19 protein-coding genes are annotated in these 23,407 nt (G+C 52.8%); 9 read left to right on the top strand and 10 right to left on the bottom strand.

Annotation, left to right across the window (positions count from 1 at the left end):
* Positions 1 to 2: 2 nt before the first annotated feature.
* The 9 genes from FXY30_RS03070 to gctA form a co-directional block, all read right to left on the bottom strand.
* Positions 3 to 1,043 (bottom strand): TAXI family TRAP transporter solute-binding subunit, encoded by a 1,041-nt coding sequence (locus tag FXY30_RS03070; RefSeq protein ID WP_071705258.1) that lies wholly within the window; start codon positions 1,041 to 1,043, stop codon positions 3 to 5.
* Between the two features lie 279 nt (positions 1,044 to 1,322).
* Entirely contained in the window at positions 1,323 to 2,435 is a 1,113-nt protein-coding gene (locus tag FXY30_RS03065) for a sodium ion-translocating decarboxylase subunit beta (RefSeq protein WP_071705257.1), read from the bottom strand.
* Between the two features lie 16 nt (positions 2,436 to 2,451).
* Positions 2,452 to 2,886 (bottom strand): biotin/lipoyl-containing protein, encoded by a 435-nt coding sequence (locus tag FXY30_RS03060; RefSeq protein WP_071705256.1) that lies wholly within the window; start codon positions 2,884 to 2,886, stop codon positions 2,452 to 2,454.
* A gap of 63 nt (positions 2,887 to 2,949) precedes the next feature.
* The gene (locus tag FXY30_RS03055) at positions 2,950 to 3,729 is read right to left on the bottom strand and encodes an acyl-CoA dehydratase activase (protein ID WP_269457026.1); all 780 of its coding nucleotides are present in this window, start codon (positions 3,727 to 3,729) and stop codon (positions 2,950 to 2,952) included.
* 41 nt (positions 3,730 to 3,770) lie between these two features.
* Positions 3,771 to 4,928, bottom strand: coding sequence for a (R)-2-hydroxyglutaryl-CoA dehydratase subunit beta (hgdB, locus tag FXY30_RS03050; protein WP_071705255.1), 1,158 nt, complete (start codon positions 4,926 to 4,928; stop codon positions 3,771 to 3,773).
* A gap of 1 nt (position 4,929) precedes the next feature.
* The gene (locus FXY30_RS03045; protein ID WP_269457025.1) at positions 4,930 to 6,288 is read right to left on the bottom strand and encodes a 2-hydroxyacyl-CoA dehydratase subunit D; all 1,359 of its coding nucleotides are present in this window, start codon (positions 6,286 to 6,288) and stop codon (positions 4,930 to 4,932) included.
* A 14-nt stretch (positions 6,289 to 6,302) separates the two neighbouring features.
* Positions 6,303 to 8,063, bottom strand: a complete 1,761-nt coding sequence (locus FXY30_RS03040) for an acyl-CoA carboxylase subunit beta (protein ID WP_071705254.1) — start codon at positions 8,061 to 8,063, stop codon at positions 6,303 to 6,305.
* Between the two features lie 47 nt (positions 8,064 to 8,110).
* Positions 8,111 to 8,911 carry a glutaconate CoA-transferase subunit B gene (gctB, locus tag FXY30_RS03035; protein ID WP_071705253.1) on the bottom strand — a complete coding sequence of 267 codons (801 nt, stop codon included), beginning with the start codon at positions 8,909 to 8,911 and terminating at the stop codon, positions 8,111 to 8,113.
* A 16-nt stretch (positions 8,912 to 8,927) separates the two neighbouring features.
* Positions 8,928 to 9,947, bottom strand: coding sequence for a glutaconate CoA-transferase subunit A (gene gctA / locus FXY30_RS03030; protein WP_071705252.1), 1,020 nt, complete (start codon positions 9,945 to 9,947; stop codon positions 8,928 to 8,930).
* Positions 9,948 to 10,273: 326 nt separating this feature from the next.
* Here gctA and FXY30_RS03025 point away from each other — a divergent pair, with 326 nt between their 5' ends.
* The 6 genes from FXY30_RS03025 (at position 10,274) to FXY30_RS03000 (ending at position 15,973) form a co-directional block, all read left to right on the top strand.
* Positions 10,274 to 10,807, top strand: coding sequence for a biotin transporter BioY (locus FXY30_RS03025; RefSeq protein WP_071705251.1), 534 nt, complete (start codon positions 10,274 to 10,276; stop codon positions 10,805 to 10,807).
* A 362-nt stretch (positions 10,808 to 11,169) separates the two neighbouring features.
* Positions 11,170 to 12,375 (top strand): ABC transporter substrate-binding protein, encoded by a 1,206-nt coding sequence (locus FXY30_RS03020; RefSeq protein WP_071705250.1) that lies wholly within the window; start codon positions 11,170 to 11,172, stop codon positions 12,373 to 12,375.
* Positions 12,376 to 12,455: 80 nt separating this feature from the next.
* Positions 12,456 to 13,337 carry a branched-chain amino acid ABC transporter permease gene (locus FXY30_RS03015; RefSeq protein ID WP_071706081.1) on the top strand — a complete coding sequence of 294 codons (882 nt, stop codon included), beginning with the start codon at positions 12,456 to 12,458 and terminating at the stop codon, positions 13,335 to 13,337.
* Positions 13,338 to 13,343: 6 nt separating this feature from the next.
* The gene (locus tag FXY30_RS03010; RefSeq protein WP_071705249.1) at positions 13,344 to 14,384 is read left to right on the top strand and encodes a branched-chain amino acid ABC transporter permease; all 1,041 of its coding nucleotides are present in this window, start codon (positions 13,344 to 13,346) and stop codon (positions 14,382 to 14,384) included.
* Entirely contained in the window at positions 14,377 to 15,261 is an 885-nt protein-coding gene (locus FXY30_RS03005) for an ABC transporter ATP-binding protein (protein WP_083428159.1), read from the top strand. The genes FXY30_RS03010 and FXY30_RS03005 overlap by 8 nt, the downstream gene beginning before the upstream one ends.
* Positions 15,262 to 15,268: 7 nt before the next feature.
* Complete coding sequence (locus FXY30_RS03000) at positions 15,269 to 15,973, top strand: ABC transporter ATP-binding protein (RefSeq protein ID WP_071706079.1); 705 nt, start codon at positions 15,269 to 15,271, stop codon at positions 15,971 to 15,973.
* A 1,356-nt stretch (positions 15,974 to 17,329) separates the two neighbouring features.
* On the opposite strand, the gene pepF is transcribed toward FXY30_RS03000, so the two are convergent.
* A complete protein-coding gene (pepF, locus tag FXY30_RS02995; protein WP_071705247.1) occupies positions 17,330 to 19,237 on the bottom strand; it encodes an oligoendopeptidase F in 1,908 nt (635 codons plus the stop codon).
* A 234-nt stretch (positions 19,238 to 19,471) separates the two neighbouring features.
* On the opposite strand from pepF, the gene FXY30_RS02990 reads away from it, so the two are divergent.
* The 3 genes from FXY30_RS02990 (at position 19,472) to gltS (ending at position 23,341) form a co-directional block, all read left to right on the top strand.
* Complete coding sequence (locus FXY30_RS02990) at positions 19,472 to 20,713, top strand: aminopeptidase (RefSeq protein ID WP_071705246.1); 1,242 nt, start codon at positions 19,472 to 19,474, stop codon at positions 20,711 to 20,713.
* Positions 20,714 to 20,960: 247 nt separating this feature from the next.
* Complete coding sequence (locus FXY30_RS02985) at positions 20,961 to 22,001, top strand: Maf family protein (RefSeq protein WP_071705245.1); 1,041 nt, start codon at positions 20,961 to 20,963, stop codon at positions 21,999 to 22,001.
* A gap of 101 nt (positions 22,002 to 22,102) precedes the next feature.
* Positions 22,103 to 23,341 carry a sodium/glutamate symporter gene (gene gltS, locus FXY30_RS02980; RefSeq protein ID WP_071705244.1) on the top strand — a complete coding sequence of 413 codons (1,239 nt, stop codon included), beginning with the start codon at positions 22,103 to 22,105 and terminating at the stop codon, positions 23,339 to 23,341.
* Positions 23,342 to 23,407: the final 66 nt, after the last annotated feature.

Below are 23,407 nucleotides of genomic sequence, written 5' to 3'. Positions count from 1 at the left end.
GATTATTTCATGACTCCGATTTCTTTGAAGTACTTCTCAGCACCCGGATGGAACGGTACGGAGATGGCTTCAATGGCGTACTTCGGATCCAGCATTTTGCCCTTTGCATGGGATTCGGCAATCATATCTTTGTTGTCGAAAATGCCCTTAACCAGGTTGTAAACAGCATCTTCCGGAAGATCTTTGCGGCAGATGATGGTGGCTTTAACAGCAACCGTCTGAACGTCCGCATCCACGCCCTTGTAGGTGTTTGCCGGAATGGTGATATCCGAATAGAACGGATAGTCTTTCTTTAACTGATCCGCATGTTCTTTATCCACTGAAATGATCGAGATATCGTTCGTCGTAGCCAATTCCGTAATGGCAGTGGTAGGAGCACCGGCAACGCAGAAGAATGCATCGATTTTGCCATCCTTTAACGCTTCGGCCGAATCGCCAAAGGAAAGGTTGTGCTTCGTGATGTCTTTATTGATGTCAATGCCGTATGCAGCAAGAATCTGTGTCGCATTGAATTCAACACCCGATCCGGCATCGCCGACAGAGACGTTCTTGCCTTTGAGGTCTGCAACCGAGGTCAAGCCCTTGGCGCCGACGATCTGGCAGGTTTCCGGATACAGCGCAGCAACGGCCGCGAAGCTCGTGATTGCGCCATCTTCTTTGAAGAGGCTCTCGCCCTTCATGGCGTAATCCATAACATCGTTTTGTACAAAACCAATTTGGGCTTCATTGTCATCTAATGAGAAGATGTTTGCCTTGGATGCACCGGTTGACTGTACGGTCAATTTCACATTCGGCACTTTTTCGCTGAATACGTTGGCAATGACGCCACCGTAGGCATAATACGTTCCCGTGGATCCGCCCGTCGCGAAGTTCCAGTTGACAGCTTCGCCCGTCGGTGCCTTTTTTTCTTCCGACGCAGGGGCTGTCGATTCCGCTGCTTTGGATTCTGCCGGTTTGGATTCTGCCGGTTTTTCTCCACCGCCACAAGCGGTCATCGAAACAGCCAGGGCTAAGGCAAGTAACACACTAAGTGCTTTTTTCATTTCGTTCTCCTTTCGGTGCTGTCTGAACCGTAGACAGCTGCTAAGGACAAATGTCCTCTTTCATCGCCTGTTCCCTTATTCATTACCGATCAACAGATCTTTCCATCGCGGCTGAGCTGTACCGCAGGAACGGTTTTGTATCAGAAATGGACGAATGCGAACTCGGAACAGAAGGGATATCGTTTTCCCTTCCAGACGAACAACCATGCGGTTGTTCGTCTCTATCTCCCCCCTTCGCTTCGAACATAATCATTCGAACGAAAAGGGGGAAACTGTCGTTTAGCCGAACATATTCAGCAATAAGCCCGCGGCTACTGCCGAGCCGATAACGCCGGCCACGTTCGGTCCCATAGCATGCATGAGAAGGAAGTTTGAGGGATCTTCTTTCTGTCCCACTTTTTGTACGACACGCGCCGCCATCGGAACGGCGGATACCCCCGCAGCACCGATCAACGGGTTAATCTTTCCACCCGAAAGTTTGCACATGATTTTACCGAAAATAACGCCTCCTGCCGTACCAACGGCAAAAGCGACGAGGCCCATCGCCAGAATGCCCAGCGTCTGCGCCGTAAGGAAATTCTCCGCACGCGCGGTTGCTCCGACCGTTGTACCCAAAAGAATGGTAACCGTGTACATAATGGTATCTTTCGCGGCCGTAACCAAATGCGGAACGACGCCGACTTCCTTAAACAGGTTGCCGAGCATCAGCATACCGATGAGCGGACCCGCTGCAGGAACAATGAGCGTAACGACAATCGTTACGATAATCGGAAAGAGAACCTTCTCCCGCTTGGATACCGGACGCAGCGTGGTCATTTTGATACGACGTTCTTCCTTAGTCGTCAGTGCCTTCATGATGGGCGGCTGAATGACCGGAACAAGCGCCATATAAGAATACGCAGCAATAGCAATCGCGCCCAACAGGTGCGGTGCCATGCGGCTGGTTAAATACAGGGCCGTCGGTCCGTCTGCGCCGCCGATGATGCCGATGGAACCCGCTTCCTGTGGATTAAAGCCCAAAAGAATAGCTCCGGTAAAGGCGAAGAAGATACCCAGCTGTGCTGCCGCACCTAGAAGTAAACTTTTGGGGTTGGCAATGAGCGGTGAAAAGTCCGTAGAAGCGCCTACGCCCAAGAAAATAAGCGGTGGATAAATACCCAAGTGCACGCCTTCATAAAGGAGATTCAACAGTCCGCCTTGATCCATCAGGCCGGCAAGCGGCAAGTTGGAAAGCAGCATGCCGAACGAAATCGGAATGAGCAGGTACGGTTCGTAGCCCTTGGCAATTGCCAAATAGAGGAACAGGCACGCCACACCAATCATGATGAGGGAGCCGAAATTGAGGGCCATAAAACCGCTACTGTTGAAAAAAGATACAAGCATATCGATCATAGGTGATCTCCTTACTTTACTTCAACGAGTAGAGTGCCTCACCGGTGTCAACCGTTTGTCCCTCAGTGACATAAATGGTGCCGATTACACCGTCACGCGGCGCAACAATTTCATTTTCCATCTTCATCGCTTCGAGAATAATTACGGTATCGCCGGCGGCAACTTCATCGCCTTCGTTGGCAACGATCTTCCAAATGTTGCCCTGCAACGGAGCTTCCTGATCTTCACCATCGCCAGCGACATGCGGTTTCTTTTCCGCAGCCGGTTTGGCTTCTGCGGCCGGTGCCGGAGCGGCGGCCGGTGCCGGAGCAACCGGAGCAGCGGGTGCTACGGGAGCAACGGGGGCAAATGCCTGCGGAGCACGATAAACCGGGCTTCCGGCGGCACCAACTTCTTCCAGCGTCACTTCGTAGGTCTTTCCCTCAACGGTGACATGATATGTTTTCTGCATAAATTTCTCCTTCCATAGTACCTATAAGGCATTATCCAACAAAAAGCAAAAATCGTCCAGCAACTATTTTCTCTTTGCTTTTGAATGCGCGTAAAGCGCGGCGCCCAACGCACCCACGTATTGGGACAACGGAGACGTGAATACCTCATGCTCCAGCTGATCCTGCAGAGCCTTGACCACCCCCTCGTTCTGTGCCACGCCGCCGGTCATGACGACGCGATCACGAATTCCGACACGACGCGCCAGCCCGACAACACGGGCGGTGATCGCATAGTGAATGCCGTTTACGATATCTTCTTTCTTCTCGCCGGTTGCCAGCTGACTGATCACCTCAGATTCGGCAAAAACCGTACAGGTGGAACTGATGGCAATGCGTTTTGTGGATTTTGCCGCTAAGCCCGCCAAATCCGACACGTCAACCTCCAAGATCCCGGCCATGACATCCAAAAATCGCCCGGTGCCGGCAGCACACTTGTCATTCATTTGAAAATTCACCATGGCGCCATTGTCAATTTGAATCACCTTGACGTCTTGGCCGCCGATATCAATGACTGTGCGCACGTCCGGAAACAGATAGTATGCTCCCTTGGCATGACAACTCAGCTCACTCATCTGCGCGTCGGCGCGCGCAAACGTGTTGCGGCCATAGCCGGTTGCTAAGATGTAATCGAGCTGATCCGCCGAAAGATTTGCAGCGTCCAAAACGCCTTCAAATGCGCGATCCGGTCCCGACGTGCCTGTGCCTACCGCCACCTTAAAGGTGCCAACAATTTCGTCAGCATCCTTTAAGATAACGGCTTTGCAGGCCGAAGAACCGATGTCGATTCCCATTGTATAGGTCACGATATCTCCTTACTGTTTCTTGCCTGTCCCTAAAGCGAAGTTTACGCCATTTCGTCTGCAATTACGTCAGCAAAGGCCTGTAATGCAGTCTTTGCCTGACCGAAGTCACGCATCTGATGATCAATGCCCAGACGAATATGACGAATATTCTGTTTATCCAATTCCTGACGCAGTGACGGATATTCCATTTCTTCCGGGTCGCAGAAGTTCTGCATAAAGACCACAACGCCATGCGCATGAGACTCGCGAACCAACTCGGCGACATGCTCGGCGCGGCGATTTTCCGCCGAAGCCTCATCGTAAAGCAAAACTGAATAATCCAGATCCGCAAACTGCTGTGCCAGAGCGCGCATCGGGTCTCCCTCTTCCGGAGCATCCGTACGGAAGCTGCGGCTTTCATGCGCCACATCGTCCATCGCAATTGCGATGTTATTGTCGTCCAAAATCTGCAGCAAATCGGGGTTGTCACAGATGATGCCGGAAGTGACAATGCGTACACCCTTCCATTCGGACTTCGGCAGAGCTTCCAATTCATCGTTCAAAGCTTTTAAGGCTTTAGTATATTCATCCTTCAGCATGAAATAGGATGCTTTCAATACGGCGCTGCGATTCACCGCCGAAACGGCTTCGGGATGTTCCCCTGCCAATTTCACAAAACGGCGACGCTCGGCACGACTTTGGTTATAGACCTTGATCGCGTTCATGAGCGCTTCATCGGTGATTTCTGTGCCGGCAATTGCTTCCAGCTTCTCTTTCACGTTGCGATACTGGGACATCGTGTATTGAATGCCGTATTCGGGACGACGATTTTGCGGGTGCGCCATGAAGATCGTCGGCATCTTGCCAAGCTTCGCCATCGAAACACGAATGTTCTGGCTCATCGGACGTAGGGTATCACAGAGTGTCGTCATGATTACGCCGTCCAGATCATCCAGCGTGCCGTCCAAAAGCATTTCCAAATCCAATTGCGCAAGAGAGCAATAGAAGGAAGCGCAATATTCTTTAGCTTCTTTGATATTTTTCGTGTTGGTTCCCCACATGCCCATCGGGACCATGCCAGCCGCGAAAACCAGTTCTTCCGGTGCATAATACGGCATTACGCCGATCACTTTTTTTCCTTGGGCTTTATAAGCCTTCAGTTGCTCGTCGGGATGATTGGCGGCCTTAGCAAACGCTTCAAAATGTTGTTGCATGCTCATCTTAGTTCTCCTTCATCTTCGCACGACGATCAGCCATGGCTTCCACCAAGCCCTGTACGCGGGTTTCATATTGGGCAGCATTGAAGTTACGCGGATCCGCCTGGTCACCATCAAATGCGACGCAGGGAATGCCCAGCTGTTCCGTCCAACGACGCTGCATTTCCGGCATATAGCCCGACCACGGCTTGCAGCTGCGGTTGTAGTGCACGAGGGCACCATCCACCTTGTTGTCACGGCAGAGTTTGGCGCGCCACTCCACGCCTTCTTCCAAGCAAACGCTGTTCGGCGCCTTGCAATACGCTGCACACATGCTGTCCAAGTCGTCATAGACAAAGCCGAACGCCGGCGCATACACAACGGCTGTGACATTCAGGCCGTCTTTCTTTAACGGCTTAAAGAGATCGCGAAGAGCAGGCCAGCACGGAATACCTTCAAAGAGAATACGATATTGTTCTTCAAACGGTGCCGTGGACTTTCCTTCCTGACGATAGCGTTCCAGATCGACTGCCAATTGATTAAACGCTTCCGCAGTAGCCTTCTTGGCACGCGCGGTGACGATATCCGCCATGTGGTTGAACAGATCGAATCCGGACATCGGCGAAGGCACATATTTCTGGAAATCGCAGACTTTCAGCCAAGCCTTGGAGGTGCGGTTGGCATTGGCACAGACTTCTTCAAACTTCTTCTCATCAAATTTCTTGCCCGAGATTTTCTCCAACTGTTTAATCGCATCCTGGAACTGCGCTTTGATGTAATCAATATTGTCCTGGGAAACACCGACTTCGTTACGGTATGGAATATCGATCATGATCAGCGGAATATTGTGCATACGCGCAATATTCTCATACCATTTCGTCATGCAGTTGCAGATGTTGTTGCAGCAGAGCACGAAATCCGGCTCCGGCACACGGCGACTCTCATTCGTCGTCTCAATGCCGGCGGAATATGCCAAGCTGATACGTGCATAACCGCAGATATCATTATCAAAGCCCATGTTTTCCGCTTCTTGGCACATGCGTTCCCCATCATGACGAGCAGCAATACCGGCCGCCTGGTTTTCAGGATACACAACAGCGAGATCAAAAACCTCGGCCAATTCGCACGGGAACTTCGAGGAGGACCAGCCTACCGGACGGCCCGCTTTTTTCGCGTCCCACGCCGCCTGATAAACATCCGTCACGATGTCCTGTAACATTTTTACTCCGGGCAACACCTCTTTTTTCTTTTTCGGAGCTGCCGGGGCACCTTCCGTCTTCGGTGCTTCCGTTACGGCCGTATCTTGTACCGTTTTTTCATTATCCGTCACTGTAATCTCCTTTCCTCCATTGGAAATGTCGTTATGCCGGAACCGATCCGGCATAACGAGTGCTTCCTTTATTTTTGCAGTGCGTCAAAATCGCGAATGATGCGCGGTGTCATCATCTGATGCACCGGAGCGATCGATTGCGGATTCTGATAATAGCTTTCCGTAAACGCTTGGATGTACGAGCGCAGATGAACCATGTTGACCACTTCGTCCACCAGACCGAGCTTCGCGCAATACTGCGGCGTCGACTTTTCGGTGTAGTCATTGATCAACGCGTTCATCTTTTCGATCGTCGGATCCAGCGAGTTCCCCGCTTTTTGTTCCTTTACCAAGCGACGGCTGTACATCGCCGCGGCGGCGGTTTCACCCGTCATAACGTTCATTTCGGTTGCGGCGGTACCCAGCGAGAACACGTTGGACGTATGTCCCTGCGGGCCACCCATAACATAATGGGCTGCAGCGGTACCCTTGCGCAGGGTAATCTCCAACGAAGCCATATGCGTATCTTGGATGGAGTAAATAAGCGACTGACCTAAGCCAAGCAGCTCCGCGCGCTCCGCCGGATCACCGACGTCAATGCCGGTCGTGTCCTGAATCCAAACCAGAGGCACACGGTCACGTGCACATAGCGTCACGAATTCATTCATCTTGATCAGACCCTGACGATAGAGCTTTCCACCGATACCGACGGATCCTTCTTTGTATTCCGGATAGTTCATCAACAGACCCTGATTATTGGTTACCACGCCAACCAGTAAGCCGTTGACTTTAGCCAGACCGCAGATGATTTCCGGACCGTAACCTTTTTTGTATTCCATGAATTCAGAACCGTCGAACAAACGTCCCAGAACGTCTTCCGGTTTGTACTGTTTTTTCTTGTTCAGCGGAACGATGGAATAGAGATCTTCCGAGGAGTATAGCGGTTCCTTCGGATCGTCCACGCGGAAGAATTGGGGATCATAGCACGGCAAGAATCCCACATACTTGCGGATGCCCGCCAAAACGCCTTGCTCATCGGCATAGACTTCGCGGAAGAATCCCGTTTCGTTATAATGAACGGCTACTCTTCCCGGAGGCGTAGAGGTGTCGCGCTTGGTCGCTTCAATCAGCTGCTCGGCGCTTTCTTGGTCCATGTAGCCCTTCGGGTTCATGCCACCCAAAATGCCGGCGCCGCCGACTGCCATGTTGGCATCCTGATGTGCAATCAGGATCGTCGGGCTGATGGAATGATAGCCACCGCCGGCAGGGTTCGTACCAAAGATGCCGACGATGACGGGAACGCCAAGCTGGTTCAATTCGGAGTTACGGTAGAACGGTGCGCCGCCGCCACGACGGTTGGCATAGACCAATTCCTGCTCGTCGAGCTTGACCCCGGAGCAGTTAAGCACATAGACCAGTGGAATGTGCAGCATCTTTGCCGTATCGGATGCGCGGATGAGGTTTTCGGACTGTCCCGGAACCCAGGCGCCTGCTAATTTCTTGTTGTCGGAAGCCACGATCACCGTCCAACGGCCGGCAATTCTGCCCAGTCCCTTGATGATGCCGGTGGATCCGTTTTTGTTGTTCATGGGATTATAGAGGCTGTTCAGCGGCAGGAACATACCGTCATCGACCAATGTCAGAATGCGCTCCCATGCCGTCATCTGGCCTGATTGATGAATGCCTTCATCCGATTTTCCGGCATCGGCAGCTTCCTTCACACGACGGGCAATATCCGCCTCAATATCTTTCAATTCTTTTTCATTTTCCGGATTCGGACGGCTTAACGGTCTTCCGACCGTTGGCATCGTCTGAAAGTATCCGGGCATGGAATACATGTAATCGCTCATTACTCCTCCACTTTCATTTTTTGAAGTTGTGTACACGGAACCTACGACTACTTCGTTTCCTTCGGTACTTTGATAAAGACCTGACCCGGATCAATTTCTTCGCGGATGATGCGGATGATTTCAGGGCTCGGTCCTTCCATCAGCTGCGCACGGCTCAGATCGATTTCAAAGCCGGTGTTTTCCTGAATTTCTTCCGGCGTCGAGTACGGATAGTAATACGCCAGATACATTCTCTTAGTCTTCTCGTCAAATTTCATGATGCCCAAATCGGTAACGACCATTTGCGGGCCGCGGTCTTCGGGAAGGCCAGCTGCCGCACGGGATCCCGGTCCGGTAACCCATCCGGGGCTCGTGACGTAGTCAATCTTCTCGGTGAAACGGCGTTTTTGATGTTGCATCATCAGTACCGTATTCTGATACGTTGCAATGCCGTTTGCTCCGCCCGAACCCGTGAAGCGTGTCTTGGGGTGATTGTAGTCGCCGATCGAAGTCGAGTTGACGTTTCCATACGGATCGATTTCGGCACCGCCGATAAAGGCGATGTTATTATCGAAGCCGTGCAGATACATATTCGTCTCAAAGCCAACAAATCGCACATTCGGCCATTGTACAGCGCAGTGTGCCATGAAGCGGCAATCGCCGACGCTTCTTGGTACTTCAACCGGTGCGCAGTCCATCAGGCCGCTCTCAACGATGAGCATGCAGCTCGGTTGGATCACGCGTTTGGCCAAGGATCCGCCAATCAGCGGCAGCCCCGTGCCGATCGTAACGATCATATTCGGTTTAATGGATTTGGCAATGGCATACGCCTGCATTTCCTGTTTGGTATATTTTGTGTAATCTGACATGTCGATTCCCCTCCTGCTATTTCACGTAGGTCGAGTAACCGAGACCCGGCACAACTTTCAGCTTGGCCAAACGGCTTCCGCCGATCTTGTCCAGCAACTGATCGTGATTTTCCACACTATAGATCCACTTTTCGCAGTAGTCTTTGAAGGTCTCCGGCTTGTTCTTGGGATCATAGGGAATGTTTTTCTTCGCCATTTTCGCTTTGGCATCCTCGTCGTCCAGATATTTCGAGGCTCTGTCGTATTCGCGAAGCGCCTGCGGATCATCATCGTAGTAGTCGTAGCACTGTGCCGGCCATGCACCGTAGGGAGCATGGACAACCGCATCGACGCATCCCTGGAAGACATTGGGAAGAGCGGGATCTTTGCGGATTTCTTCGTTGCTGACCAATTCTTCGCACGTCACGATGGTTTTGCGCGCCGCCATGGCAATATCCACGTCGTGGAATTCATCGCCATAAATGATCGCGGTGCCGTCGGGGCTGGCTTTCTGCACATGAATGATCGCCGTATCCAGCTTCGGTACCGGAACAGCAACACATTTTTCGCCCGGATGGAACGGATTGTCCATCTCCACGAGCTTTAAATCATCTACTTTTTCAAGGGTCTTGCGCACCTCTTTGGACATGCCCCAATACTTTGTCAGGCCACTGGCAGCCATGAAGCGTGTCGGCAGAAACGGCAAGCCGAGGGCCGCGGCATGCAGCTGCAGCATAAGCACATCCTGCGAATAATCTTCAAATAACAGTTCGCCCTTTTCAATCGCTTCGCGGAAACGACGGGAAACGTTGGTAAATCCGGAGTTCGCCGTATAGCAGTTGATATACGCTTTCACGCGTCCGGAGCCGATGAGAAGATCCCAGTCGCCGCCCGCAGGGCTGGACCAGCCGACGAGATCTTTTTGTCCCTGACGTAGAATCTCGAAAACAGCGGCATACGGTTTGCGGTTTGTGGTGAAACCGCCGAAGCACAGGACATCGCCGTCTTCAACGTACTTGGCAACGGCGTCCTTCATGGACATCACTTTGTCCGTCATGATTTCCTCCTTCTTCCTTTTGCAAAGGTTTTTCCTTGTAGCAAGCCTTCCTAGTCATTCTACAGAATATTCCACATAATGTCCACCGAAAAGGGGGATTCCGAGCTTGTTCGAATTTTGATTTTCTGCGCCGGAAGAACGAGCGATTCCTTTTTGATTTGTTTTTCCTTGCGGTGTTTTTATGTCCTATGCTACACTGTCTTTATCGCGTCAACCATATTTTATATTTGGTTGTCAATCGAATTCGTTTTCGGATACCGATGAAGCCGATTGCAACGGAAATAAAAACGGCACGTGAAAAACATAAAAATCAAAGGAGAACCATAATGAACGCAAGACGTATTACCCGCATCGCTGTCATGGCAGCCTTAACCTTCATCGGATCGCTCATACGAATTCCTATCGGTCCCATTCCTATCACCTTGCAAACCGTATTCGTCATTTTAGCCGCTTTGCTTCTTCAGCCGGCTGATGCGGCGCTGGCCATGGGGGTTCATTTTGTGCTGATGCTGTTCATGAAAGGCTCGGCGATTTTTGTTTCCCCCTCGACCGGCTTTCTGTTCGGATTCATCTTGGCCGCATTTTTGGGCTCGCTCATAGCCCATCGCACCGCATTCGGCAAAACAACCGCCGGCATGGCCGTTGCCGTGCTCGTCACAGCAGCCAGCTGCTATGTCATCGGCCTTCCGTACATGTACTATGTCCTCGACGTACTCAAAGGCGCCGACATGAACCTGATGGCAATATTGGAAGCCGGGCTCATCCCCTTTATTCCCGGAGATCTGATCAAAGCCGGCATCGCCTTTGTGGTCGGAAAAGTAGCGGTCCCCCATGTGGAACCCTTGTTAAGGGAAGCCTGATCGCTTTCCTTCTCGTCCTCGGCGAAAAGCACTTCCGTCTACTGCGCGTAGCGGGTGGCGCCGAGGGCTTTTTTTATTTCCTTTCGTTTTCATTTTCCTTGCATAATTAATGGAATGTCGTCGCATTTTCCATCATAACGTTTTCCCTTACAAATGACCAAATTTCAATCGTTTTGTTTGACATTTTCCCCCGTTTGCGTTAGATTTTTATAAATTACTTTTTATTGTTTTTCAAAGTAATGCGTTTTTTGTCTTGCGCTTACGCGGGGCCTTTCCCCCGGAAAATGCAAGACTGTCGACGCCTTTTTTTCTCTTGCGGATATCTCCCACAGAGGCAGGCGTATGAACCAAAGGAGCAGCGTATGAAACGATTTTGTGCCTTGATTTTGACGTTGTTGTTTATTATGACGGCCTGTTCCGGCAACGCCACGGAAAACGACAGCAAGAAGCCGACTGCAAGCGGAGAAGCTTCCGATAAAACCATTAAAGTTGCTTTTATCGGCAACACGACCGGAGATTATCAACAATATGGAATTCCCGTGCGCAATGCGGTCAAGCTTTGGTTCGATCAGCTCAACGAGAGCGGCGGAATTAACGGAAAGAACGTCGAGCTTCTCGAATATGATGACAAAGGCGACGGCGTAGAAGCGATCAACGCGTATCATCTGGCAAAACAGGAAGGCGCCACCGCGATTATCGGTTCGGTGTTAACCGGCCCCACGATTCAGCTCGCAGATGAAACGTTTGAGGATAATGTACCGCAGATTACCGCCTCCGGCACGGCGCTAGGCGTCACGGTGATCGATCCGGACGCCGATAAACCGGAAGTACGCACCAACGTCTTCCGTTCCTGCTTTACCGATCCGTATCAGGGCGAAAAGATGGCAAAATATGCCAAAGAGAAGCTGGGTGCCAAGACCGTCGCCGTCTTTTATGAAACGGGAAGCGACTATTCGGAAGGGATCAAAGACTCTTTCGTAAAAACAGCGGAAGATCTTGGCATGACCATCGTCGGCACAGAGGCCTTCGGCACCGGCGATAAAGACTTCCGTGCGCAAATGACAAAGCTGAGCGCAGCCAAGCCGGACGTCATCATGCTTCCGATCTATTACAGTGAGGCCGGCCTTGCCGTTACGGCGGCCCGCAACGCCGGATTCCAAGGAAAATTCATTGGTGGCGACGGCATGGGATCCATTAAAGATTATGCCAGCCCTGAGCACCTGGAAGGTCTGGTCTATTGCTCCGGATATGCGCCGGGAACGGAGAGCGTGAAAGACTTTGAAGCCAACTACAAGAAGGCATTCTCTTCGGATGTGCCGAATATGTTTGCCCCACTCGGTTACGATGCTGCCATGCTGATGACCTACGGGCTCAAAGCAGCGGAAGAGAAAGGGCTCGCCCCGCAAACACCGGAATACTATGAAGCCGTCATTGCAGCGCTCAAGGGTGCTTCCAATCTGAAAGGCATCACCGGCACCTATTCCTTTGATGAACAGAACAACCCGATTAAGGAGGCAGCGATTATCGAATTGAAGAACGGACAAGAAGTCTTCAAAGAAATGTATTGATTTTCGCTTCGCCGGAAAAGACGCCGACGATCGTCGGCGTCTTTTTTATCCGCGCTGTTCGGAATCCTTCGGAGGAACGTATGAATTTATCTTTATTTTTTACGCAATTCATCAACGGCTTACAGACCGGCTCCATCTATGCCTTAGTCGCTTTGGGCTATTCCATGGTCTATGGCATTATTCTCCTGCTCAATTTTGCGCACGGAGACGTTATCATGATCGGTGCCTACAGTCTGTTTTATGCCTTGGTGCAATTTCATCTTCATCCCGTTTTGGCGGCGATGATCGCCGTTTTGGCTTCCACGATTGTCGGCCTTCTCATCCAACAAATCGCGTACCGTCCCCTTCTGAATGCGCCGCGCCTGTCGCTGTTAATCACAGCCATCGGCATGAGCTTTTTGCTGCAAAACGGTGCACAGATTCTCTTCGGAGCGGACGCCAAGAGTTTGGATCCGCTGGTGCCCGGAGCCCTGCATTTGGGCAGCACCAGCATTAGTTATGCCGCCATTGTCACACTCTTTGTTTCCGTCTTAAGCATGGTGGGGCTGACGCTTCTGGTTTCGCGTTCCAAGCGCGGACAGGCCATGCGCGCCGTTTCCGAAGACATGGACGCTGCACGACTCATGGGCATTGATGTCAATCGCACCATCGCCTTCACCTTCCTGATCGGATCGGCTCTCGCCGGCATCGGTGCCGTGCTCTATGTCAGCTCCTATCCGCAGGTATCCCCCACCATGGGCTCGATGCTCGGCTTAAAGGCTTTTGTCGCAGCAGTTCTCGGCGGAATCGGTTCGCTTCCCGGTGCGATGGTGGGCGGGCTGCTCATCGGCGTGTTGGAGGTGCTGGCATCGGCCGTTGGTCTGTCGATTTGGAAAGATGCCGTTGTTTTCGCGATTCTCATTCTGGTATTACTCTTTAAACCGGACGGAATCATGGGCGTAACGCGGCGCGAGAAAGTGTAGGTTGCTATGGTACGATCCTATCCCATGCCGGCGCGCTATGCTGTAAATACGCTGCTCATCGTGCTCTGTGGCGTCTTGCTGATGGCGCTTCGTTCCGCCGGCATCATCACCGAATATTGGAACGGCATCCTCATCATGGTCGGCATCAACATCATCCTGGCCGCATCATTGAATATTCCCGTGGGCTATCTGGGCCAACTGCCCTTGGGACATGCCGGCTTTATGGCCATCGGCGCCTATGCCTCCGGCATCTATCTGAAAACCACGCCGCTGGCGAAGCTCCTGCGCGGCAACCTGACGCCGGAAGCGATCTTTTATATCCTCATAGGCCTTCTCATCGCTATGCTGGTTTCCGGCTTTTTAGGCTTTCTGATCGGCATTCCGGCCCTTCGTCTGCGCGGCGACTATCTGGCCATTATCACCCTCGGCTTCGGCGAGATTATTCGCGTCGTGCTGACCAATATCGATCAGACCTTCGGCGTTACGCTCACGTATGGTGCCGCCGGGCTGAAGCGTTTGCCGAAATTTACCAGCCTGCTGCTGATTTTTATCTGCGTCGTGCTGTGTCTTTTTCTGATTCACGTGCTGATGAAATCCCGTCACGGACGCGCGATTCTCTCCATTCGGGAAAATGAAATTGCTGCAGAAAGTGTAGGTATTCCCACAACGTATTACAAAACCTATGCGTTCGCCTTTTCTGCGGCCTTGGCAGGGCTGGCCGGAGCGCTTTATGCCGGCTATCTGGGCTCCCTCTATCCCACGAGCTTCACCTTCATGAAGTCCATTGAGGTGCTGGTCATTGTCGTCCTTGGCGGCATGGGCTCCATGCTTGGCTCCGTTCTTTCGGCCACCCTGTATACGACCTTGCAGGAGCTTCTCCGCGGTTTTGAGAGCTACCGCATGGTCGCCTTCGCCTTGCTGCTCATTCTGATGATGATTTTCCGTCCGAAGGGCCTCCTCGGCGACTATGACTTTTCGCTGAGCCGGTGGGTGGAAAAGGTGCTGGCACGGCGCAAGAAGACGGGAAAGGAGGAAGAGCATGCCTAATCCTTCGCATCCGACCACAGGACAGAATTGGCGCAATCGCCCGGAAACAAAACTGGTGCCCGTGCCGAGTCGAAACCGCATTCCGGAGCGCGATGTCCAAAGTGCGCCCATTCTCGAATGCCGCAATCTGGGCATTGATTTCGGCGGACTGACCGCCGTCAGTGATTTTGATATCGCCATCGGGCGCACCGAAATCGCCGGCCTCATCGGCCCGAACGGTGCCGGAAAGACCACAATCTTTAACTTGCTTACGCGCGTCTATGATCCTACGCGCGGCACGATTCTTCTGGACGGCCGTGATGCGCTTCGCATGAATACGCCGCAGCTCAATCAGGCCGGCATTGCGCGCACCTTCCAGAACATTCGTCTGTTCAAGAATTTGACCGTCCTTGAAAACATTCTGATTGCCCTGCATCAGCGTTCGACCTATTCCATGGTCGACACCTTCCTGCGCCTGCCCAAATATTGGCAGCAGGAAAAAGAGGCCCGCGAAAAAGCGCTGGACCTTCTTTCTATTTTCAACCTTCAGGACTTGGCGAATCAGGAGTCGGACTCTCTTCCCTATGGCGCCCAACGGCGCTTGGAAATCGTACGCGCGCTGGCCACCAATCCCAAGATTCTCCTGTTGGATGAGCCGGCCGCCGGCATGAACCCGTCCGAAACGGCGGAGCTGATGGATAACATTGTCTACATTCGGGATCGGTTCCAAATTGCGATTTTCCTCATTGAGCACGACATGAATCTTGTCATGGGCATCTGTGAAGGAATTGCGGTGCTCAATTTCGGCCGCATCATCGCCAAAGGCACGCCCTCGGAGGTGTCCAACGACCCGTCGGTGATTGAAGCCTATTTGGGAAAGGAGGCGTCGCATGCCTGAGAAAACCTTGCTGCAGGTAGAAGGTCTCAACGTGTACTATGGCGCCATTCACGCCATCAAAGACATTTCCTTTCATGTGAATGAAGGCGAAATTGTCACCTTAATCGGTGCCAACGGCGCCGGTAAAACGACCACATTGCAGTCCATTTCCGGACTTCTGCCCATCAAATCCGGCACCATCACATTTGAAGGAGCGGATTTGGTTCATGTCCCGGCACATAAAATCGTCGGACGCGGAATTGCCCAATCTCCGGAAGGCCGCCGCGTTTTTACCAAAATGACGGTGGAAGAAAATCTGCGCATGGGCGCGTATCTTCAAGCAGACGAAACGGTTGTACAAGCCGGTTATGAACGCGTATACACGCTTTTCCCCCGTCTGGAAGAACGACGCGAGCAGATTGCCGGCACGCTCTCCGGCGGTGAACAGCAGATGCTCGCCATTGGTCGCGCGCTGATGTCGCACCCGAAGATGCTCATGCTCGATGAGCCCTCCATGGGCTTGGCCCCGCTCATTGTGGAGCAGATCTTTGCTATCATTCGCCGCCTGCATGAGGCCGGCACCACCATCCTCTTGGTGGAACAAAATGCGCAAGCCGCGCTCTCCGTCGCCGACCGCTGTTACGTCATGGAAACCGGTCGCATTGTGATGGAAGGCTCCGGCGAAGAATTATTGCACGCGCCGGAAATCAAGAAGGCGTATTTGGGAGGATAAGCGAAGGGCCTCCCCGGCGCCCTCCCTTGCGCCGTCGGCATGTCCACCCCGGCACCCTTCCTTCCACCGCCGGCATGTCCGCCCCAGCACCCTTCCTTCCACCGCCGGCTTCTCCTCGGCGATATACTCGTGGATGGCGAACTTCCGGTTCGTCGAAGATGCGGTGCGCGGAAGGATGCCGGGGTGGTGGATGGTGCGGGCGAATAAATTGCGGAGAACAAAGCATTTTTGCGTGCGGCTTTGAACACGGATTACAGATTAAGGAAGCGACGGGCGCGTCGCTTCCTTTTTTGTAAAGGTGCGCCGCCGGAAACGATGTTGGCGGCGCGATTTGCAGAAGGAAGCCGCCTTCGGCGGCGTTTTCAAACCGCCGGCCGCAGGCCGGCTCCTTATCTTGTAGAGTGAAATTGCCAAAATAGCGAAACCACTCTACATCCGTGCTTCATCCTGTAGAGTGAAATTGCCAAAATAGTGAACCCACTCTACACTCGTTCATCATCCTGTAGAGTGAAATTGCCAAAATAGCGAAACCACTCTACACTCGTTCGTCATCTTGTAGAGTGGAATTGCTGAAATAGCGAAACCACTCTAAGTCCGTTCGTCATTTTGTAGAGTGGTTACGCGATAATTGCAAAATAAACACGATCCTTGCGGCAAGCAGCGAAAAATAAAGCCGTATAACGCCGAAACCGCCGACCGCAGGTCGGCACCGCCTTTCTACGATGGTGGCGGAAGCACGATTTCGACAAACCGCCACCATCGTCGAAGTCGCAAATAGTGGTGGTGGTAGCGCAATTTCCGCGAATAGCCACCATCGCCAAAGCCGAAAACGATGGTGGCGGAAGCCCATTTCCCTCAAACTGCCACCATCGCCTCAGCCGCAACTGATGGTGGCGGAAGCCCGTTTTGGCCCAACTGCCACCATCACCCAAGCCGAAAACGATGGTGGCGGAAGCCCGTTTTCAGCAAACCGCCACCATCACTCAAGCCGCAAGCGATGGTGGCGGAAGCGCGATTTCAGCAAACCGCCACCATCACCGACCATAAAAACGATGGTGGCGGAAGCGCGATTTCAGCAAACCACCACCATCACCCAAGCCGAAAACGATGGTGGCGGAAGCGCGATTTCAGCAATCCGCCACCATCGCTACAGACGTAAATCACAAGCCCCTCAGCAATTCTGCCTCCAAAACAACCCTTGCCCGCTCTCCCCGCCAAGCCGCCCCGTCCGCGAGCCGCCTCTTCGACGAGCCGGAAGCAAATCTTCCGCAGATGCTGCGCCGAGGCGAAGCGAGCGGCGAGCGGGCGGGACGGCTTGGTCCAGCGAGCGGCGAGCGGGCGGGGCGGCTTGGGCTTTTAGCTTAATTCCACCAGTTCATCCACAATCGAACCGATATAGCGAATCGTATCTTTCAGGGGTTTGTCGGTGGTAATGTCCACGTCGACAAGAGCGGCCTGGGCAATAGGATTCAGCGATCCGCCGGCCGAGAGGAAGGAACGCCATGCCTTGACGACCGCTTGACGATCCGATCCGCCGGCATGAGCCTCCCCCGCCGCACGGTCGTTCCGTCCAACCTTGTTTCGATCCGAGCTGCCGGCCTTTCCGGACGTGGCATCGCCTTTTCCATCCGCCCCCGAGGACGCCATCAGGCGAAGCGCCATCTGGGTTCCGACGGTAAGGCCGGCGGAATAGGTATAGGAATAAAGGCCGTTGTAGTAGTGGGGCTGGCGCATCCAGGTGAGCGTGGAACCGTCCTTGATTTCTACAGCATCGCCCCAGAAGCGTGTCAAGACGTCGCGATAAATGCCGGAAAGATCATCGGCATCCACGGAGCCGCCACCGTCCACGATACGGTAGACTTCACGCTGATAGGCTGCCTCCAAGAGATGCGTCACGAAGTTGTGGTAGTAGGTCTTGGAAAGCATCTGCGAAAGCACCCAACGGCGTTCGCGCTTGTTGTCGCCGGCTTTCTGGAGCAAATAGTTTTCCATGATGAGCTCATTGGTGGTCGAGGGCGACTCCACCATGTAAAGTGACATTTCCTTGTTGAGATAGGGCTGCGCCGCACAGGTGAGAACGCTTTGGCCGGCATGGCCCAGTTCATGGGCCAGGGTCGCCACCTCATCCATACGATAATTGAAACTGGTAAGAATATAGGGATGAACGCCGTAAACGTCGGCACAGAAGGCACCGGTGCACTTGCCCTGGTTTTCGGCATAATCAATCCACCGATCGTTGAATGCCTGCGAAAGCATTTGTACATAATCTTCTCCCAGAATGGAAAGACCGTCTTTAATGTACGTCGCCGCTTCCTCATACGAGACGTGGGAAACAAACGTGGGATCCAGCTCCAACTTGAGATCATAGCTCGTCATGGAAGGCAGATCGTAGACGCGCTGCAGCAGACGCGCATACTTCTGCATTATGGGCGCCAGATCCTGCATAATGACGTCAATCTGGCGGTCATACAGTTCGCGCGGAACCTCTTGGTCGGCCAAAAGGAAGGAAAACACGGAATCATAACCGCGCAGATCCGCTTCGATTTTCTCCTGCTGAACACGGGCATTATACGCGGAAGCGGTGACATGACGATGACGGGAGAGCTCGCCGTAAAAGACTTCTGCCGCCTTATGGCGCAACGCATGATCTGTTTCCGTTTCATAGCGATTTTCAAAGGTATTGTAGGTCATCTGGACGGTTTTTCCGTTCACCGTAAACGGCGGAAAGACCGTATCGCCGAATTTGCTGTCCGCATAGATTTGCTCCGGTGCGTAAAAGGTGGGTGCTAAGGCGGCAAGCGTCGCTTCGGTTTCCGGCGAGAGAAAATGTGCCTTGTCTTTGGCAAGGCGCGCAAGGTAGCGCGCATGCTTCGGCATGAGGCGAGCCGATTCTTCTCGGATGGCCTCCTTCGCATGGGCAAGGGTGATGGGCACAAACGCCAGCTTCTTGCCGAGGATGGCGAGACGCGCCGCGGTGCGGGCCTCCCGTTGGGCATTGGTCTTATTGGAAGTATCCTCTTCCACTTGCAAAGAGGCGTATGCCTCCAGGCGTTCCACTTTTGCGAACAGAAGCGCATAGGCCGTCAAGGCTTCATTCACTTGCTTTGCCGACGTCCATGTGCCGTCATAGCGGGTCACAAACGCATCGGCCTCTTTTTCCACCTTTGTAAACGCCGCCTCAAAGGCTTCTTCGGTTTCAAAAATCGGACGAAGATCCCAAGTCTCCCGGACCGGCACCTCCGCGCGGGATACACTCTTTTCCATCGTTTCTCCTTTCCAACGGGATTCCGTTATAATAACGATAGCGATCGACAATTTTCGTTATTATGCTACCCTATTTTCTTTTTCCACGCACCGGAAAAGGGTGAGCTGTACCGGGAAGGAATGGAACCGCACCGGAAAATGCGCTCGCATTGAAACGAGCCTTCGCCGGAAAGCGGCGTTCCATGCGAAGAGAATAGAAAGTATTTGCGCTTTGACGCATCACAAGGAGGAATCATGAAAACCAACGATCAACGTTTCGACGCCTACGCGCGTCTCATCGTGGAAGTCGGCTCCAACGTTCAGCCCGGCGTTCCGGTCATCATCAGCGCCGCGATTGAAGCGGCGGATTTTGCGCGCCTCGTGGCCAAGTATGCCTATGAGGCCGGCGCCAGCGAAGTCGTCGTGGATTGGCAGGATGACGCACTTGGCCGCCTGCGCCTCGAACATGCGTCGTTAGAGGTGTTGGACAATGTTCCCCAGTACCTCTACGACAAACGCGAATACTACTTAAAAAAAGGAGTTCACATGATTCATCTGATCTCCTCCGACCCGGAAGCGCTTGCCGGCGTGGATCACGACCGTGTGCAACGCGCTTCGATGGCGCTCAATAAGAAATTTAAGCCCCTGCGGCATTACACCATGAATGATGAAGTATCCTGGTGTATCGTGGCGGTTCCCTGTACCGCCTGGGCCAAAAAGGTCTATCCCGAGGCAGCGAATGACAAGGAAGCGGTGGAACGCCTTTGGGAACAGATCTTTTCCGTCATGCGTCTCAATGAGGAAGATCCCGTGGCTGCTTGGCAGGCGCATCTCCAGCGTCTGCAAGAGCGTGCCGATCGTTTGAATCACTACCGTTTTGAACGGATGCACTATCGGGCAGCAAACGGCACCGATCTTGTCGTGCGCCTTCCGGAAGGTCATATCTGGTGTGCCGCGACATCCAGCGATAACCGCGGAACGGCGTTTGTTCCCAATATGCCCACCGAAGAAGTGTTCACCATGCCCCATCGCGAAGGGGTGGACGGAACCCTCGTAGCCACGCGTCCGCTGGCCTATAACGGCAGTCTGATTGAGGACTTCACCCTGCACTTTGTGGACGGTGCTGTGACATCCTATTCCGCCAAAAAGGGAGAAGAAAAGCTGAAAGCGCTTCTGGCGGAGGATGAAAACGCCGTGCATCTTGGCGAAATTGCTCTGGTTCCCTATGATTCGCCGATTTCGCTTTCCCAAACACTATTTTATGAAACCCTCTTTGACGAAAATGCTTCCTGCCATTTCGCTTTCGGTGCAAGCTACCCGACAACGATAGAGGGTGGAGAAAATATGACGGAAGAAGAATTAAAAGCGCACGGTGCCAATGTTTCGCAAATTCACGAAGATTTTATGGTCGGTACAAGAGACCTGTCCATTGTTGGCATCACGGCGGACGGGGTAGAAAAAGCCGTTTTTGTCAACGGCAACTTCGTGCTGGAATAAACGTGCCTGCTGTTCTGCGCTACTGTGCTTTGGTGTACAGAAAACAAAAATCCGATGTCCCAAAGGGCATCGGATGATTTGCTTTCGTCCGTCGCCTGAAAGCAGGACAGGCGAACACGAAATGCTCACTCTCAGCTGATCGATTGCATGAAGGATGATTTATCCATAGCTATTGTAGCATGGGAGAGATGTGGAATTTTGATGTCTTTGTGATGATTCGCCCATTCCGATCCGGAAGGAGGAAAAAATGTTTTCGACCGTTGCGCAGCAAAACGGAACACTCGGTTCTTTTGAGCACGTTGTGCTGATGAGTGGATCGCCGAGAAGACGCGCCTTGTTGGCATTTCTGCATCCGAGACGCGAACACGTCCCTTGCGATGAGGAAACCATACGGCAGGCGTCGCTGTCCGAGACCGTCGGAAAACCGATGGTGGAACGCGCAGCCATTGCCGCCCGCGCGCTTGCCATGGCGAAAGCCGGCTGCCAAAATCCAAGCTTTTCCCTTTTGGGCAACACCCTCTATATTGCGGCAGATACCATCGTGGTCCATAACGAACAAATCTACAATAAGCCCCGCGACATGGCAGCAGCGGAGTGGATGATGCGCTCCTATTTTGGTACGACGCATACGGTGGTGACTGCGGTCTGTTTACGCACACTGCAGGGCATGCTGCAGTATGAGACCTTCGCAGAAGTAACGTTTTCACCCTACACCCCGCAAATGGAAGCACAGCTGCAAGCCTATCTCACGCCGCAGCTATTAGACCGCGCCGGCGCATACGGTCTGCAGGATATGCCGCCCGGTTTTCTGGCCGAAGTGAAAGGCGATCCGTATACGGTGATCGGCTTTTCCGTCTCCGCATTATGGCGCGCAATTGCGCCGTATTACGTGCCGGACGGAGCTACCGTTTCGCCAACCGCCTTTCCTTCCATTGCCGATTTTCAGCAAATCGTGCAGGAATTAGCCGAGGAGCTTCCGGAATTTCTCTTTCGTGAATTAAACGGACAAATTCAAATTCAGCCTCAAGTCGAAATCCATCCGCAGGCTCGTCATGATGATCTGGTGGTGCTTGGACGGTATATTTGCGATACGCTGGGAAGACGGATCGAGCTCTATTATGGATCCTTCCAGAGACAATTTCCGTTTTGTGATCGGGAAGAGCTGAAAGTTCACGTTCGCGAAACCCTGCGTCATGAGTTTGAGCACCATGTGGAGGAGCTGGCGGGAAATGCGGTTTTAGCACGGGAAGACTCCCTTTTTCTCCAAAACTATTTGCAGCAATTTTAGGGAAAAGGTTTCGCAACCAGGTTCTCCAAATATAAAAGAAATGATACAATATAGGTGCATCTGTAGAAGCTTGATAAAAACGAAAGAGAAAAGGAGGCATTATGAAATTCGAAGTTGTCGATGGTTTATTTACGATCAATCTCAATAGCGTGCTGACGCTCGCGTTAGCCGCCATCCTTCTTCTCATCGGATACCTGCTGGTGCGCAAGATCAATTTCCTCGCGAAATTCTGTATTCCTGCGCCGGTTGTAGGCGGCTTTCTGTTTATGCTCATCACCTGGGTCGGGCATACCACCGGAAGCTTTACCTTTGTATTCGATGATCCCTTCCAAAGTGTTTTTATGTTGGCATTCTTTACCACCGTCGGTCTCGGCGCGAGCTTAAAGCTTCTGAAGAGCGGCGGTAAACTGTTGATCATCTATTGGCTGGTCTGCGGTGTTGTTTCCATTATTCAAAACTGCATCGGTATGGGCATTTCCGCCGCCACCGGTCTGGAACCGCCGTATGCGCTTCTCGCGAGCGCTATCTCCATGATCGGCGGACACGGTGCTGCGCTTTCCTATGGCAACAGCTTCGTGGAAATGGGCTACCCCATCGCCAAAACCGTCGGTGCGGCAGCCGCGACATTCGGCCTGATTTCGGCCGTTTTAATTGGTGGCCCGCTCGGGCGTCTACTTATTGAGCGTCATCACCTGAAGCCGACCAATGAAGACTTTGTGACCGATGCGGAAAACGTCAACGCCACCGAAAGCGATCACAAACTCACAAGCTTCGAGCTCATTCAGAACGTGGTTGTCATTATAGCCTGCATGGCCGCCGGTACGCTCATCGCCGGCTGGATCGGAAAACTGATCCACCTCTCCTTCCCGACCTACGTTGGCGCCATGTTCGTCGCTGTAATCGTCCGTAACTTGAACGAAAAGTATCACTTCTACACCTTCGATTTTGCGCTGGTGGATGGTATCGGTACGGTAATGCTGAACCTGTTCCTAGCCTTGGCGTTGATGACGCTGAAGCTCTGGGAAATTGCGGATCTGGTTGGCGGCGTTCTCCTTGTCGTCCTTTGCCAGGTGCTGTTCCTCGCTTTGGCTTCCTACTTCATCATCTTCCGTATCCTTGGTGCGGACTACGATGCTGCTGTTATGTGCGCCGGTCTTTGTGGACACGGCCTTGGTGCAACGCCTTCGGCGATCGTCAACATGACCGCTGTCAACGACCGTTACGGCTATTCACGTAAGGCCATGATGATTGTTCCGATCGTTGGTGCCTTCCTGGTGGATATCATCTATCAGCCGCAGACGATCACCTTCATCAGCATGTTCGTTAAAAACCTGAAATAAGCTCTCCCATTTTTAGGCAGATGCAAAAGGCTGTACATCGGTTTTTCGATGTACAGCCTTTCTTTA

It is taken from the genome of Murdochiella vaginalis (genome assembly GCF_902381775.1).
Classification (GTDB): domain Bacteria; phylum Bacillota; class Clostridia; order Tissierellales; family Peptoniphilaceae; genus Murdochiella; species Murdochiella vaginalis.
Note: the sequence above shows the minus strand (reverse complement) of the source record. Positions and strands in the feature narration are given on the sequence as shown.